General features: G+C 38.4%; 14 protein-coding genes. 5 read left to right on the forward strand and 9 right to left on the reverse strand.

The window, feature by feature from the left end; all coding sequences use genetic code 11:
• Positions 1-429: 429 nt before the first annotated feature.
• Positions 430-1,080 carry a YkyA family protein gene (locus NON16_RS16995; RefSeq protein WP_257350621.1) on the reverse strand — a complete coding sequence of 217 codons (651 nt, stop codon included), beginning with the start codon at positions 1,078-1,080 and terminating at the stop codon, positions 430-432.
• Positions 1,081-1,366: 286 nt separating this feature from the next.
• Here NON16_RS16995 and def point away from each other — a divergent pair, with 286 nt between their 5' ends.
• A complete protein-coding gene (gene def / locus NON16_RS17000) occupies positions 1,367-1,918 on the forward strand; it encodes a peptide deformylase (RefSeq protein WP_257350622.1) in 552 nt (183 codons plus the stop codon).
• A gap of 344 nt (positions 1,919-2,262) precedes the next feature.
• Here def and NON16_RS17005 read toward each other — a convergent pair whose 3' ends face one another.
• A complete protein-coding gene (locus NON16_RS17005) occupies positions 2,263-3,039 on the reverse strand; it encodes a Cof-type HAD-IIB family hydrolase (RefSeq protein ID WP_257350623.1) in 777 nt (258 codons plus the stop codon).
• Between the two features lie 55 nt (positions 3,040-3,094).
• Positions 3,095-4,009 (reverse strand): DMT family transporter, encoded by a 915-nt coding sequence (locus NON16_RS17010; protein WP_257350624.1) that lies wholly within the window; start codon positions 4,007-4,009, stop codon positions 3,095-3,097.
• Between the two features lie 539 nt (positions 4,010-4,548).
• Here NON16_RS17010 and NON16_RS17015 point away from each other — a divergent pair.
• Positions 4,549-4,758: a DNA-dependent RNA polymerase subunit epsilon gene (locus tag NON16_RS17015; RefSeq protein ID WP_257350625.1), complete on the forward strand. Its 210-nt coding sequence runs from the start codon at positions 4,549-4,551 to the stop codon at positions 4,756-4,758.
• Between the two features lie 3 nt (positions 4,759-4,761).
• On the forward strand, positions 4,762-6,429 hold the full coding sequence (rnjA, locus tag NON16_RS17020) for a ribonuclease J1 (RefSeq protein ID WP_257350626.1): 1,668 nt from the start codon (positions 4,762-4,764) through the stop codon (positions 6,427-6,429).
• Positions 6,430-7,126: 697 nt separating this feature from the next.
• Here rnjA and NON16_RS17025 read toward each other — a convergent pair.
• From NON16_RS17025 to NON16_RS17050, 6 genes are all read right to left on the reverse strand, one after another.
• Positions 7,127-7,789 (reverse strand): potassium channel family protein, encoded by a 663-nt coding sequence (locus NON16_RS17025; protein ID WP_257350627.1) that lies wholly within the window; start codon positions 7,787-7,789, stop codon positions 7,127-7,129.
• A 60-nt stretch (positions 7,790-7,849) separates the two neighbouring features.
• Positions 7,850-8,869 (reverse strand): cytochrome d ubiquinol oxidase subunit II, encoded by a 1,020-nt coding sequence (locus NON16_RS17030; RefSeq protein ID WP_257350628.1) that lies wholly within the window; start codon positions 8,867-8,869, stop codon positions 7,850-7,852.
• 11 nt (positions 8,870-8,880) lie between these two features.
• Positions 8,881-10,212, reverse strand: coding sequence for a cytochrome ubiquinol oxidase subunit I (locus tag NON16_RS17035; protein WP_257350636.1), 1,332 nt, complete (start codon positions 10,210-10,212; stop codon positions 8,881-8,883).
• Between the two features lie 269 nt (positions 10,213-10,481).
• Positions 10,482-12,287, reverse strand: coding sequence for an ABC transporter ATP-binding protein (locus tag NON16_RS17040; protein ID WP_372508832.1), 1,806 nt, complete (start codon positions 12,285-12,287; stop codon positions 10,482-10,484).
• Positions 12,288-12,297: 10 nt separating this feature from the next.
• Positions 12,298-14,052 (reverse strand): ABC transporter ATP-binding protein, encoded by a 1,755-nt coding sequence (locus NON16_RS17045; RefSeq protein ID WP_257350630.1) that lies wholly within the window; start codon positions 14,050-14,052, stop codon positions 12,298-12,300.
• 185 nt (positions 14,053-14,237) lie between these two features.
• Positions 14,238-14,786, reverse strand: a complete 549-nt coding sequence (locus NON16_RS17050; RefSeq protein WP_257350631.1) for a peroxiredoxin — start codon at positions 14,784-14,786, stop codon at positions 14,238-14,240.
• 279 nt (positions 14,787-15,065) lie between these two features.
• On the opposite strand from NON16_RS17050, the gene NON16_RS17055 reads away from it, so the two are divergent.
• Positions 15,066-15,908, forward strand: a complete 843-nt coding sequence (locus NON16_RS17055) for a mechanosensitive ion channel family protein (RefSeq protein WP_257350632.1) — start codon at positions 15,066-15,068, stop codon at positions 15,906-15,908.
• A gap of 87 nt (positions 15,909-15,995) precedes the next feature.
• Positions 15,996-16,196 carry a ChaB family protein gene (locus NON16_RS17060; RefSeq protein WP_257350633.1) on the forward strand — a complete coding sequence of 67 codons (201 nt, stop codon included), beginning with the start codon at positions 15,996-15,998 and terminating at the stop codon, positions 16,194-16,196.
• Positions 16,197-16,617 lie beyond the last annotated feature (421 nt).

A 16,617-nucleotide genomic window follows, 5' to 3' on the forward strand; every position in this document is an offset into this window, starting at 1 on the left:
AAAAAGTAAAATAATTTCGTCCCAATTACGTCTGGCAAAAATATACACATTCCTTAGATTGTCCACATTTACACAATAAATGACAATACAACGATATTTTTGTACTTCTAGACATGAAAAAAAGGCCCCACAACAATTTGTTCCCTTTTCTTCGTCATTATAATCGTAATGCTTGTACAGAAAAGACGTAACATTGGAACAGAAACTGTATTAGTTTTCATAGATGCATTATATAGTACAACTACGTTTGTTTTTTAGTTTACACCATTCAATAAAACACCGTCAATCTTTTGGTGTTTCAATGTTTTTGTTGTAAATGTGTTATTTATCAGTTTCCGCATTTCCATCCACTGTACTAGTATAGTTAGATCATCTGTATTAACAGGAAAATACCCGATGAATTGACAGAATTATCAACTCTTCGGGTATTTAACTTGTAAAACCAGCTTCTTTATAAAATGCCTTTTTATTTGCATTATACTCTTCTGTTAATTCATTAAACTTTTCTTGTGCTTTAAAAACTTGTTCATATTGTTTATTTAATTGACCAATATACTTTTTTAATTCATCAAGTGAAAGCTTTTCGTTTTTGAGCATATCATATAGCTTTTGATCCATCTCCAACGCCTTGTTATATGCTGTATTAAGTTCATTATAGCGTTTAAAACGATCCTTCATTAGACCGACAAGATCATTCGCTTTATCCTTTAATTTCTCTTTCTCAAGATCCTTTACAATTGGTTCAATTGATTTAAACTCTTCATATGCATTATGTATACTTTCCTTTTCTTTTTTCAGGAAATCAGATCTCGAATTTGCAAGTTCCGAAGCTTGGTCAGCAAGGCTTTTAATTTTATCAAACTCTTCCATACTTAAAGTTAAAATTTCAGAAAATAGCTCCTGCTCCTTTTTTTCAGCTTTTACAAGCGGATCTTGAACCTTAGAAAAACCCGATTCTAATGATACGGTCTCTTCGAGATGTTCGTAAATTTTTTCTAATGATGACTGTCCAAATGAACAACCTGAACTCAATATAATAACGAAGCAAACAGAAAGTATTGCAATTTTCTTGCTGAACAACATAGCTCCCCCTTACCAAACTCTCTACTTATAAACGTTGTATTTACTTATTTATAATAAACGTTTACTCAACCCCATACAAGACAATTTCTGGTGTACAGGCATATATTAGTATAATATGCTTAGTCTTTGGATTCAGAAGTCCTTCTCCTTTTATTCATAGATGTATTATAAGTGATTAACTAAGCTTTAACTTTCCTTAACGTAAAAATTAAAGTTGTGTTAAAATAATCACAATCCTTGACGATCGTTTTACATGAAATAATGAAGAAAGAGGAGTGAACGTATGATCACAATGAAAGATATTGTTAGAGAAGGAGATCCCGTTCTTCGCCAAAGAGCCGAGGAAGTCCAGCTCCCTGCTAGCGAAGAAGATACTAATACATTAAAAAAAATGCATGAATATCTGGTTAACAGCCAAGATCCCGACATGAGTGTCGAACACGGACTACGCCCTGGAATAGGTCTAGCTGCTCCACAGATCGGCATCCCAAAGCGGATGATTTCCGTATTAATGGAAGATGAAAATGAAAAGCAATATAGCCATGCACTATTCAATCCACGTATAGTCAGTCATTCAATCAAATTAGCCTATCTAGAAGCTGGTGAAGGATGTTTATCAGTTGATCGAGAGGTGCCTGGTTTTGTTCCAAGATATGCAAAAATTAAGGTGAGGGCCACAGATGTTAATGGAACTGGGGTTGAACTTCAGTTAAAAGGATTCGCTGCAATTGTTTTCCAGCATGAAATTGACCATTTGAACGGAATAATGTTTTATGATCATATCAATACCGAAGATCCATTCAATCGTCCGGATGGCATTGCGATTGGAAGATAAAGAAAAATCGAAAGCGCCGCCTGTTCAGCCCCGAAGGTCACTGAAAGGATAACGAGGAGACTTGGCCCACAATAAGTTCGGCCTGCGTGGGAATATATGCAGTAATTCAATATGTTCCCGCCGCAGACAGACTAAAGTGATCCAAGGGTTAGACTGGACTCATCAATGCAAAAAAATTATATTTATCTTCTAATTTAGGGGCTGACTTAAAAGTTCTCAACAGAACTTCTTATGCAGCCTCTTTTTTACACGTTAAGAAAGTATAAAAATACTGTCTATAGTATAAGCGCAACTAAGGCTCAGCCGGCGCCAAAGGCTTGGCTTTACCAAGTTTTCTAAAGGGTTTAGAGAATCCCTAACTTTTTTAAACCATAATAAATCCCATCTTCACCGACCGGTTTGGTTACAAAGTCGGCAACACGCTTTGCTTCTTCTTTTCCATCTCCCATCGCTATCCCTGCGCCTGCAAATTCAAGCATTTCTAAATCATTTAACCCATCGCCGAACGCAATAACATCTTCTTGGTAGTATCCGAGGTGCTCAATCATTTTTTGAATGCCTATTGCTTTTGAACCTAACTTTGGTAGAACATCCAAGGAAAATCGGTGCCAACGGATAAAGTTGAAATCACTATAGGAGTTTCGGTAAGCTAATTCTTTTTCCCCCTTTTCGCAATACAACAACGCTTGATATATTGGTCTTCCTTGATAAAAAATCGGATCGTGTGCTGGATGAGTCAGTCGTAAATCATCCATTGATTTCATAACATGAGGATGGCGATCATGTGTTGTTCTACCCTCTAATTCATTTAAGAACACCATTGGATGATTATGTTCGTTCGAGTGTGTTACAAGCCTTTCCAATACCTCTAAATCAATCGGATTTTCATAAATGCATTGGTCTTGGTAAGAAACAAATTGTCCATTGAAGCTAACAAAGCTATCAATTGTTAGTTCTTTTAACAGCGGTTGAAACATAAATGGAGCCCGACCTGTAGCAATCACAACCGGAACATTACGTTTCTTCAGTTCTGTTATCGCTTCTTTAGTTCCCTTTGGTAACTGTTTGTTATGATCCAAAAGTGTTCCATCTATATCAAAAAATACAATTTTATTCTTCATTTCATTTTCCCCTTCTGTTTAATGTCCTAGTTGTTATCTTATTACGGAAGTTCAATTACCTTCCCGTCACCCCTGTTACTCTTTGAACCTTCGCTTTAACAGTTCGTCTGGTCGAGAGAAATACCCCAACAAAGATCAAAATCAATCCATAAACCGCATATGGCGGTATATATTCATCAAGTAAGAAATGCCCCCATAACATTGCTGTTATAGGTACAAGGTATGTTACGAACGTCGCGAACTCAGCACTCCCTTTTTGGATCATATAATAAAATAACAAATACGCAAGGCCGGATCCAAATACACCAAGTCCGAGAAGAGCAGCAATTGATACAGGTGAGATAATTGATTCAACATTGAGCCCCTCCCCAGTGATCACCATTAACACAGTACTCCCTAAGGATCCGATCAACAATATGAATAACGAAATAACCATCACACTGACACCCTGAAGGTTCCGTTTTGTGAATTGTGAACAATACCCGTAACAAAGTGTTGCTGCAATCATTGTGCCTAAACCTACAAGATCCTCATTAAACAACTGGGACACATCTAGATTAATCAACATAAGAATACCAATAAACCCAATCAAAATACCAAACCATTGCTTCAATTTTAAACGTACCGAGAACAAAATTACACCAATTAGACTCGTCCATATCGGCGTGGTAGCATTTACCATCGACGCGAGGCTGCTTGAAATTCTTGTTTCACTTATCGCAATTAGTCCCCATGGAACCATAGCATTAAAGATACCTACAATGACAAGTGCTCGCCATGGCATGCTCTTTGAAAATGAAAATAACTTTTTTCGCTGTAAAAGCATAATCCCGATTAGAGTCAACGCTCCTAGGGTACAACGAATAAAGACAATTCCCCATGGTCCGATATCCTCAACTAAAACCTTTATAAATAAAAAAGACATCCCCCAGATCAAGCTTAATGTAATTAAGGCTACATATAATTTCATGCCAGTCTCCTTCACCTCTCATATACACACCAAATAAATCCTCTTGCTAACAAGTTCCACTAATTACCTCGCAACCTAATCCAGTAATTTTTCCATACTAATTATAACATCAAACACATTTTGACTGTGAAAATGAGGAGGGTGACATGATGAGAAATTTAAAGAAAAGAATTAAAAGAAAGTGGAAGGAATTAATGGGTGTCAAAAAACCTTCCACAACCGTAAGATATGTTTTATAAATGCGTGATTGAAATTTTTACCGGACTTTTTGAACGTCCTTTATAAATTTGTTTTACATTGATAATTTTGGTATCTTAATTACTTAGATACCTTTTCCTTTTACATACATGCCTTTTTATAAAAAAATAGTGCCTGTACTGAAAATTTCAATTCCGAAAAAATGTTCTAAAATGCCTGTGCTACTTACAGCTTGAAAGTATTTATCCTTTCTAAATGTGAAAAAGCATGAAAATCTTCTTGAATTCATTTATAATAATACGAAGATGATACTATTTGAAAACGGTAAGGAGAGTTATAGCATGGTTTTTAAAGTATTTTATCAAGAAAGCCTACAAGAGGTCCCTGTACGTGAAGAAACGAAGAGCCTCTTTATGGAGGCAGAGTCTGTACAAGCAGTTCGGACTGCCTTGTCAGATCGAAATTATAACATTGAATTCATACAAGGTCTTTCCGGAAAACACCTTGAGTATGAAGAACAAACCGAAGACTTTGAATTGGAGACAAGATAACACATGAAATTTGTAAAAAATCATCAGACAGCAGTCTTTGCATTAGGTGGATTAGATGAGATTGGAAAAAACACGTATGGTGTTCAATTCCAAGATGAAATTATTTTAATTGATGCAGGAATAAAATTTCCCGAGGACGAACTTCTCGGTATCGATTATGTAATTCCGGATTACACGTATTTAGTTAAAAATGTAGACAAAATTAAAGGGTTATTTATTACTCATGGCCATGAGGATCATATCGGAGGAATTCCGTATCTGCTCCGTCAGATAAATATCCCGATTTATGGCGGAAAACTCGCAATTGGCCTTCTAAAGAATAAGCTTGAAGAACACGGTTTGTTACGTAGAACCAAATTATATGAAATTCAAGAAGATGATGTAATAAAATTCAGAAAAACATCTATAACATTTTTCAGAACAACTCACTCTATTCCAGATTCTTATGGAGTTGTTGTAAAAACACCTCCCGGAAATATTGTGCATACCGGAGATTTCAAGTTCGACTTTACTCCAGTCGGCGAACCAGCTAACCTAACCAAAATGGCACAAATCGGTCAGGAAGGCGTTTTGTGTTTATTATCTGACAGTACAAACAGTGAAATACCTGACTTTACGATGTCAGAACGACGCGTTGGTGAAAGTATTGACGACATTTTCCGTAAAGTTGAAGGTCGAGTTATATTTGCAACATTTGCATCGAATATCCATCGACTGCAACAAGCTGTTGAAGCTGCAGTTGAAAACAACCGAAAAATCGCAGTGTTTGGAAGAAGCATGGACTCAAATATCACAATTGGTCAAGAACTTGGATATATTCGTGCACCTAAAGATGCTTTTATTGAAGCAAACCAAATTAATCGGATGCCTGATAATGAAGTGGCAATCCTCTGTACGGGGAGTCAAGGTGAACCAATGGCTGCCTTATCTAGAATTGCTAATGGTACACACCGCCAGATCCAAATTAACCCTGGTGACACAGTTGTATTCTCTTCATCACCGATTCCAGGTAACACATTAAGTGTAAGTAAGATAATCAACCAGTTATATCGAGCTGGCGCAAACGTTATTGCAGGCTCACTAAATGATATTCATACCTCCGGACACGGTGGTCAACAAGAACAAAAGCTAATGCTACGTTTAATGAAGCCAAAATACTTTATGCCAATCCATGGTGAGTATCGTATGATGAAAATGCATACAAAACTCGCAGCAGACTGTGAGATCGACGAAAAGAACTGCTTTATTATGGACAATGGCGAAGTGCTTGCATTAAGTGAAAATGAGGCATCTATTGCTGGTAAAATCCCTTCCGGATCTGTCTATGTAGATGGGAATGGGATTGGGGATATTGGTAATATTGTACTTCGAGATCGTAAAATCCTCTCAGAGGAAGGTCTGGTCGTAGTTGTTGTAAGCATTAATATGAAGGAATTTAGAATTGCTTCAGGCCCTGATATTATCTCAAGAGGTTTCGTATATATGAGAGAGTCTGAGGACTTGATTAACGATGCACAAGGTATTCTTTCCAAGCACCTTTATGCAATGATGGATAGAAAAACAACACAATGGTCAGAAATTAAAAATGAAATTACAGACGTTCTTGCTCCATTCCTTTATGAGAAAACAAAACGTCGTCCAATGATCTTACCAATCATTATGGAAATATAAAGAGAATATAAAAAGGGTTGACTCGTTTAGGAGTCAACCCTTTTTTTACATATACTATTAGTGCGTGATCAAAAAGGAGGACAAAAAGAGCCGTAATATCTGAAGTTCAACTAAATTCGTCACGTCCTGTGACAACGTTGAACTGACTCACATCGTGTGAGCCCGAGGCGTGAAAATCTCGAGGACCAGAACGACGAGCGGTACTTGCATAATTACTACGAGTTGTACCGAGGAAGCTTACTTCCAAGAATACGCTTGTAGACGCAGGTACATATGGAACTTCGACTAAGTACCTCACGTCAATATAGGATCATCAACNTTACTACGAGTTGTACCGAGGAAGCTTACTTCCAAGAATACGCTTGTAGACGCAGGTACATATGGAACTTCGACTAAGTACCTCACGTCAATATAGGATCATCAACTAAGTACGTTACATCCTGTAACAACGTTGATATGACTCACATCGTGTGAGCCTAACGTCGAAGTCAGCACGTCCTGTGCAAGTCCGGAGAGATCGAACACTAGAGTAACCTACGGAAGCGGTACCTCGCACGCAGGAAAAGTGTTCTCCTTTTTCAAGGAACGAAGAAATTCGACAGCTATTATGGGAAGTTCGATTAAACCCACCACGTCCTGTGGTAACATCGAACTGACTAACATCCTGTTAGCCTCCGGACTTTTTGAACAACCTCTATTAATCCATTAACAAATTCTTCTCCAAGCGACTAATATCATTATCGGCACCAATCACAATCAAAATGTCCTCTTCACGGATTGTATACGTTGCTTGTGGTGATACCTCTATTTCATCACCCCGTTTGATTGCAACAACGTTACATCCGTAATTTGCTCGGATATCCAACTCGATTAATGTTTTATCATGCATTTTTTCACTTGCAATGAGTTCAACAATGCTATGCTCATCAGACAGTTCTAGATAATCCAACACATTGTTTGACATAATATTATGTGCAATTCGCATACCCATATCTCTTTCTGGATGGACAATTCGGTCTGCACCAATTTTTCGCAGTACTTTCTCATGATAGTCATTTTGGGCCTTCACCGTTATATGGTCAACATCGAGCTCTTTTAAAATTAAGGTTGTAAGTATGCTTGCCTGAAGGTTATCCCCAATCGCGACGATTACATGGTCAAAATTACGGATTCCAAGGCTTTTTAACACGTTTTCATCTGTAGCGTCCGCAATAACCGCGTGAGTAGCAATCGAAGAATATTCGTTGACACGATCCTCATCGTTGTCAATAGCAAGAACCTCCATATCATTGTTGCTCAAGGACTTACAGATGCTTCCTCCGAACCGACCCAATCCAATTACAGCAAATTGTTTCTTCATATTAATTCCTCCAATACCCCATTGCCTTCTTTATCCCCAACATTGTACCATAACTTTTATTTATTTTACTCGGTCTCCTTGAACATATTTGGCATCGAACAAGAACATCTTCATTATCAAATACAATGATGGAATAAGCAAGAACAAACCAGCAATAAAGGCGATAACGAGTGCAATTCCCATCGTTTCATTCGTAAAGCCTGTATCAAGTGTAATGTACGGGTACAAGATATACGGCAGATGAGAAACACCATACCCGAAAAAAGCAAAGAAAAACTGAAGCATCACAAACAGAAACGCTGTTCCATATCGAACTTTTCGATAGACCAGCCAAACAGCTGTTAAAAAGCAAAAGAGCGAGAGCATAAATAGATAAGAGTAATCAAGCATGTTTTGAAAATGTTCCGGATTATGATTTTTAAGTGACATGAATACGAGAAAGCTTGCAAGGATCGTCGGTGGACTCCAAAATAGGGCATACTTTCTTAAAAGCTCTAAGGCGGGTAGATCTTTTGCTTTACTTGCATAAAAAGTAAGGAACATTGAACTTATATAAAGCACACTTACAATTGCTAGAAATACGACCGACCAAGAATAGAAGCTTGTAAATAGCTCTTTAACTAGGAAAACAACGGTCCCGCCCTCTTCGACCATAAAACCACCCTCTGAGATCGTAAGTGCTGTCGACAAAGATGCAGGAATTAATAAGCCTGTTGCCCCATACAAAAACATGTAGAGATTACTGTCTTTTGCTCCGTAATTCCCAAATGCATAAAATGAACCCCTGATCGCTAACAAAACGAGTCCAATACTACCAGGTACAAGGAGTGCTGTTCCATAATAATACGCTGTACTTGGAAAGAAGCCGACAAGACCGACAAAAAAGAAAACAAAGAACACATTGGTTACTTCCCATACTGGCGAAAGGTATCTACTGATAATGTTATTGATAATGTGATCTTTCTTAGTGATTCTACCGTAGTAAGCGAAAAACCCAGCCCCGAAGTCAATCGATGCGACAATAAGATAGCCGTATAGAAAGATCCAAAGCACCGTTATTCCTAGTAGTTGTATTTCCATTTCCACCCCTCCTATCGCTTCTTCATTTGTTCAAATTCTGTTTCTGCAGGATTTTTCCTGAACATTTTTAACAGCACTGTTGTGCAAATCGTCCCTAACAAAATATATAGTGCTGCAAATAGGATAAACATTTGACCAACATGCTCACTTGTCGTCGCTCCCTCTGAGGTCTTCATCATATGCCACAAGACCCACGGTTGCCGACCAACTTCTGAAAAGATCCAACCCGCTTCAATCGCTAGGATTGCTAACGGACCTGAGGCAACGATGGTCCACAGAAGTGGCCTCCAATATGGATTACCCTTTCGCCATTTTACAAATAATAGATATAAACCTGAGAGGAAGACAAGAAACATACCTATCCCAACCATTACATCAAAAAGATAATGAATGAATAATGGAGCAGTCTCATCTTCAGGAAACTCCTCTAGTCCAATCACTTCTGAGTTAGGGTCTGCGTGAGCTAGAATACTAAGAGCATTTGGAATCCTTAGCTCATGTTCAACCTCTCCATCCTCGTTAAGTACACCCCCAACAATTAGGTCAGCCCCTTTTTCTGTTTCAAAATGCCACTCTGCCGCAGCCAGCTTTTCAGGCTGATATTCTGCAAGATATTTACCAGAGAAGTCTCCAATAATAGCTGTAGCAATAGCAAATACAAATCCAGTCAACATCGTAAAGTGAAGGGCTTTTTTGTAGTACTCGCTCTTCCCTTTCCGTAAGATCAAAAACGCCGTTATAGCAGCAAGTACAAATGCTGCAGTCATGTATGCTGTAGAAATGACGTGTGACGCTTTAGTTGGTGTCGCTGGATTAAACATAGCAACGAGTGGTTGAATATCAACAATTTCTCCATTCTTAAGCTCAAATCCCGTAGGGGCGTTCATAAAAGCATTAACTGTTGAAATAAAAAAAGCAGATGCTGTAGAACCGATCACGACTGGTACAGATATTAACCAATGGTAATATGGATTCTTAAATCGATCCCATGTATATAAGTAGATTCCGAGAAAAATCGCTTCAAAAAAGAAGGCAAATGTTTCTAAAAACAATGGGAGGCCGATTACCTGACCCGCCACTTCCATAAAGCTTGGCCAGAGCAACGAAAGCTGAAGGCCTATGCACGTCCCTGTGACAACACCAACTGCTACAGTTACAACAAAACCTCTTGTCCATCGTCTAGCCAACAGACGATAATGCTCATCCTTTCTCCTAATTCCAATCCATTCAGCACCACTAATTAATAGTGGTACCCCAACCCCAAGTGTAGCAAATATTATATGAAAACCAAGCGTCATAGCTGTGAGCAAACGACTTAGCATAACACTATCTAATTCCGGCATGTCTACTCCCCCTACTGTCATTTCAATGATCCTAATAAACACGTTTACTTTTTGAACAATCATATAGTCTTTACCCTTATTGTAGCCCTACATAATCAGTAACATAATAAAATTTGTTACAAACTTGTAGGAATGGGATGAAAACTTTGTGACAAATATCACAAAGGAACTATATTAAATTAAGTTTAACAGGATTAGTGTCGCTTGTGAAGTGTTGAGCATAAATGCTGTACTTTTGAAAGACAAAAAGCCGCACAAGGCGGCTTTTCTCACATCGCATCTAACATTTTAAATTGAGATACGATTAAATCATAATATTCTCCTTTTTGATCCATTAACGAATCATGGTTCCCTTGTTCAATCAGATTTCCGTGGTCGAGAACAAAAATGTTATCTGATTCACGGATTGTCGAAAGTCGATGGGCGATAATTATCGCGGTCCGCCCCTTCAACAACGTTTTAAGAGCTGTTTGAATTTTAACTTCTGTTTCTGTATCAATGCTAGCCGTTGCTTCATCCAGGATGAGGATTCTTGGATCAGCCAGTAGCGCTCTAGCAAATGACAGAAGCTGCCTTTCCCCAACCGATAATACGTTCCCTCTTTCCTCAACTTCTGTTTCATATCTATTTTCGAGTCTTTCTATGAATCCACCTGCACCCACTGCTTCCGCTGCATGGATTACTTCTTCATCGGATGCATCAGGACGTCCGAATCTAATATTTTCCATAATTGTTCCAGAGAAAATAAATGTATCCTGCAACACGACACTTACCTTTTGACGAAGACTATCGAGTTTAACATCTCGTAGATCCGTCCCGTCAATTTTAACCTTACCAGCAGTTGGGTCATAGAATCGACTAATTAAGTTGGCAATTGTCGTCTTACCAGATCCAGTATGGCCGACAAGTGCTACCGTCTCTCCTGCTTCAATTGTTAAATTAACTCCGTTAAGTGCTTTACGCTTTTCATCATAAGAAAATTCCACGTCTTGAAATTCAATCTTCCCATCAATCTCGCCAAATGAAATCGCATCTTTTCTTTCCGATACATTCGGTTTCTCATCTAGAAACTCAAAAATTCGTTCACTTGATGCCATTGCTACAAGAAGTTGATTATACACTTGCCCCATCCTTGAAATAGGTTCCCAGAACATTCCGAGATAAAAGGCAAATGTGACAAACACCCCGTAATCCATACCGTTTTGAATTAAATAGACGCCGTACCAAATGAGTATTGCTGTTCCAATTGCATTGGACATTTCAACAAATGGTCGGAAAAATGCACTCTTTTTCGTTGCGTCCCTCCAGCTTTCAAACGTTTCACCATTTACACCTTCAAAAAAGTCCATGTTCTCTTTTTCTTGTGTATAAGATTGCGTTACACGGATTCCTTGTATGCTTTCGTTTAAATGCGAGTTCAGTTTCGCTTGTTTTATTCGAACCATCTGCCATGACCGTCGAATATTACGGCGTAATTTGGTTGAGATAAAAAACATCAACGGTAGTATAATCATTATCGCCAATGTTAATTGTGGGCTTAGAACAAACATGATGCCAATAATGCCCACCAACAAGATGAAATCCATTAATAGATTGATTACCCCGCTCGTAAATAGCTCCTGCAACGAATTGACATCATTTATAATTCGCACAAGTATCGAACCTGCAGATCGCTGGTCGAAAAAACGATGAGATAATCGTTGAATATGCTTGAACAATCCTTGCCTGATGTCATAAATGATATATTGACCTAATTGATTCGTCCATTTTATCCGGTACGTATTGGCAATCCAAGAAATTATATATAATCCTGCAATACCAATAACCAATTGGATAAGTAAATTTTCATTTTTTTCTTTGATAGCGTGGTCGAACAGCAAAACCCCGATGAAAATCGGTGCTATAAGTCTAACCGCAGTTGATATTAACATCGTGATAATCGCTTTAGGTAGCAAACTTCTCTTATACGGTTTCATATAACCGAATAACCGAAGCATTTGATGCCAGTTAAACTGCTTTTCAATTGCTTGATCCTGCGAATAATGGAACCGCTGTTTTGTCTTCTGACTCATCATGTCACCTCACTTACCCAGTTTGTCTTTGCTTGATTTTTTCTTTATCCTGATATTGAATTTTATATACTCTTTGGTACATACCATCACGCTCAATTAACTCATTATGTGTACCACGCTGAGCAACTTCCCCATTCTCAAGAACAAGAATTTCATCGGCATGCTTTAATGAGGAGATGCGATGCGCAATAATAAATGTAGTACGACCTTTCATTACTTCCTGGAAGGCCTTCTGGATCTTAAATTCTGTTTCCATGTCCACTGCACTAGTGGCATCATCTAGAATAAGAACGCTAGGATCTGATAGGATCGCACGTGCGATTGCGATTCTTTGTTTCTGCCCCCCCGATAGTCCCATTCCGCGCTCACCAAGGACGGTATCGTAGCCTTCTGGGAGTTCGATAATAAATTCGTGTGCCTGTGCTCGTTTGGCTGCTTCTACAACCTTTTCAAATTCTACATCAGCATCTCCGTAAGCTATGTTATCTCGAATAGTGGAGGAAAATAAAAAGGTCTCTTGAAGAACAACACCGATATTCTTACGCAAGGACTTGATTGAATAATCCCTTATGTTCCTTCCATCAATTAAGATAGATCCTTCAATTGGTTCGTAAAATCTTGAAATCAACTGAGTTATCGTTGTCTTCCCAGATCCAGTTGCTCCAAGTAGCCCAATTGTTGTTCCTTTCGGTGCATCGAAGGAAACATCTTTAAGGGCATGCTCTTCTTCACTTGCATATTTATGAGTAATCTTATCAAACTTAACATGCCCTTCTAAATGATTAATTGAGATAGGGTCTTCTATATCTTGGATATCCTCAGGCTCATCAAGAACTTCAAGTAATCTTTCACCAGACGCCTTCGATTGAGAAAAGGTGTTAATTACAAACCCAAGGTTCATAATCGGCCAAATGATATACCATACAAGACTGAAAAACGCGACAAGTTCACCTGGATTTAATTGATTGTCAATGACTAGGAAGCCCCCATATGAAAGCAAAAATACAACACAGAGATTACCGATCATCTCCATTAATGGAAAGTACTTTGCCCAAATATCGGAAGTTTGAAGGTAATTGTCACGGTAGTCTTTATTGTTATTAACGAATTTACCAATTTCAAAATCTTCTCGAGAAAGGGATTTTATTGTGTTAATACCACTAACATTTTCCTGGACCTTTGTGTTTAATCTTCCCATTGATTTCCGTATACCTCTAAATGCAGGGTGGACTCTTTTATCAAAACGGTAGACAGCAATCGCAAGAAAGGGCAGCATTCCGAGCGTTACAAAGGCGAGAGGAACCGAGTAATAGAACATAACGCCAAGACTGAACGATACAAGTAAAATAAAATTAATAACTTGTGCAAAGCCAAAGGATAAAAAGAACCGAAATCCCTCAACATCCGCAGTTAAACGTGACATCAAGTCTCCGGTCTTCGCATTATCGTAATATCGAAACGGTAAATACTGAAGCTTCTTATATAGTTCTTCACGAAGCTTATATACCGCGGTAACCCCAAATAAATCACCAAGATACTGATGGAAAAAAGTTGCTGTTCCTTTAATGGTCATAATGATCACAAACCCAAGAGCCAAATAAGGAACCCATCGATATTCTTGATTAAGGATTACCTCATCGATCGTAAACTGCAGCACTACCGGATACATCACTGTAATTCCGGATACAAACAGCAGTGAAAAGACCGATAAGAAGAAATAGTTACGATAAGGCCAATAAAATTGTTTCAAACGCTTAAACGTTTCCATGGTACACCTGCCTTTTATGTAATATTAAATAGCCATAGTATTAATAATATAACGGAATCCGAAATAAATAACCATTATTTTCTCTTAAATTTCCAAAATATTTTCTAATACTACCAAAATTCAGAAATATAAGTACAAAAAAATTGGGCTGACCTAGAAGTCAGCCCAATTTTACTCAAAAAATCTTAAACGTTTAATGTATCTTGTCCTGGCTTCCAGTTTGCAGGACAAAGTCCACCAGTTTGAAGTGCTTGAAGGACACGTAATGTTTCATCAACGTCACGACCAATGTTGTTGTGGTTTACAACAGCATACATTAGTTCGCCTTCCGGGCTGATGATGAACAATCCGCGAAGTGCAACACCTTCATCTTCAATTAATACACCATATTCGTTTGAAATTTTATGATTGGTATCAGCTGCTAGTGGGTACTTAAGTTCACCTAGACCGTTATCATCACGGTTTGTGTTAATCCATGCAAGGTGAGTATGAATCGTATCAGTGGAGACACCAATTACTTCAGCATCAAGGTCTTCGAATTCATCATAACGATCGCTCATTGCTGTTATCTCAGTTGGGCAAACGAATGTGAAATCCATTGGATAGAAGAAAAGGACTGTCCACTTATCGTTTTTCATGTTTTCTTCAAGACTTACTTTTCCAAATTCTTTGTTAGACATAACCGCATCCATTTCAAAGCGCGGTGCTTGTTTGGCTACCATACGTTCTGCCATATGTGATTCCTCCTAGTATTATTACTATGATTTTCGTACAAGCTACATTATAGTCTATCTCTTAATAAGAGTCAAACTTATATGAGAATTAATTTAATGTAGAATTATACAAATGATAGTTTCCTTACTCATTTCTAACCCTATCTTAGTTTAACGTGTTTTTACGAGAATCTCAAAAGTTTTACACTCCGCAATCTTTTTGATTATCTCAATTGCGTCTCCCCCCTTAAATTCGGTATAGTGGGGATATGCCAAAATACATAAGGAGTTGCAAGTTAAATGGAAGAATTATTGAACAAGATTGATTGGGCTGAAATTTTGAAAGACATCGGAATTATATCGATTAAATTAATCCTTATTCTCATCGCATTCTTAATAGTAAGAGCTATAGGCGGACGGATTATTAATTCTGCCTTTGATAAAGCGCAACAACGTAACCATATGACTCCAGGACGAACACAAACATTAAGAAGCTTAACCAAAAGTATCTTTTCCTATGTGCTAATTTTCATCCTTGTTGTGGTAGTGATGGGAACATTCAATATTAATGTAGCTGGATTGTTAGCTGGTGCTGGAATTGTCGGACTTGCAATCGGTTTTGGAGCACAAGGTCTTGTCAGTGATGTTGTGACCGGGTTCTTTATTCTTCTTGAAAAGCAGTTGGATGTCGGTGATTATGTCACGACTGCTGGATTTGATGGTATTGTTGAAGAAACCGGACTTCGTACCACACATATTCGTGGGTTTAATGGAACACTTCACTACGTTCCAAACCGTGAAATTATCTCGATAAGCAACCATACCCGAGGAAATATGCGTGCACTTGTCGATATCGGTATTTCTTATGATGATAACATTGATAACGCAGTAACAGTCATTCAAAATGTATGTGATCGGATTGCTGCAACGAATGAAAACATCGTCGATGGACCTAACGTCTTAGGTGTACAAGCACTTGGTGCATCAGATGTCGTTCTTCGCGTGATTGCAAAAACGAAAAATGATACTCAATGGGGCGTTGAACGTGAGCTTAGAAAAGCAATAAAAGAAGCCTTTGATGAACATGGCATTGAAATCCCTTACCCACACCAAGTAAATGTCGAGAAAAAAGCTGCTAATTAATTAGTAGGAATCATTATCCTGGAATTCTAACGTTTAACGATTTCACACAACGGGTACCCTTCATACAAAAAGGAGGGTGCTTTTTTCATGCCATACGATACCTTAAGAGACTTACCTGAACAAGTACGTGATAACTTACCAAAGCATGGTCAAGAAATTTATAAAGAGGCATTCAACTCTGCATCAAAACAATATGATGAGGAAAAAACCGCCCATAAAGTGGCGTGGAATGCGGTAAAAGAAAAATATCATAAAAATGAAAAAGGGAATTGGGTAAAGAAAACTTGACTAGCGCCATATAGTGTAAGAAAAGCGCAAGCGACCTGCTTAGCCACGAAGGTCACTGGAAGACCGACGAGGAGGCTCGGTCCAAACAAGTTCGGCCCTGCGTGGGAATATACATGGGGTACTTCAGTGTGTTGCCGCCGCAGGAGGCCTGAAGTGATCCAAGTGGTTGGGCGCTGAAGCTGGACATTACATCCATGCCGCAAAATTTGTCGAGTAGGAGGGAGCCTTTCCATTATGGATTGTGCTCCGCCCCCCTCACAGAACCGTGCGAGCGGTACTCCCGCACACGGCTCTTCTCCATCATCATTTACAGAATATAGCTTAATTCGCTTCTAAGATCGTATATGTTCACTTTTACTCGTAGCTTCGACAATGGATATTTTCTAAGAAATAGATTGAACTTATCCCAATCAAATGATTT

Origin of the sequence: Pseudalkalibacillus decolorationis (assembly GCF_024609785.1) — a bacterium.
Classification (GTDB): Bacteria; Bacillota; Bacilli; order Bacillales; family Fictibacillaceae; genus Pseudalkalibacillus; species Pseudalkalibacillus decolorationis.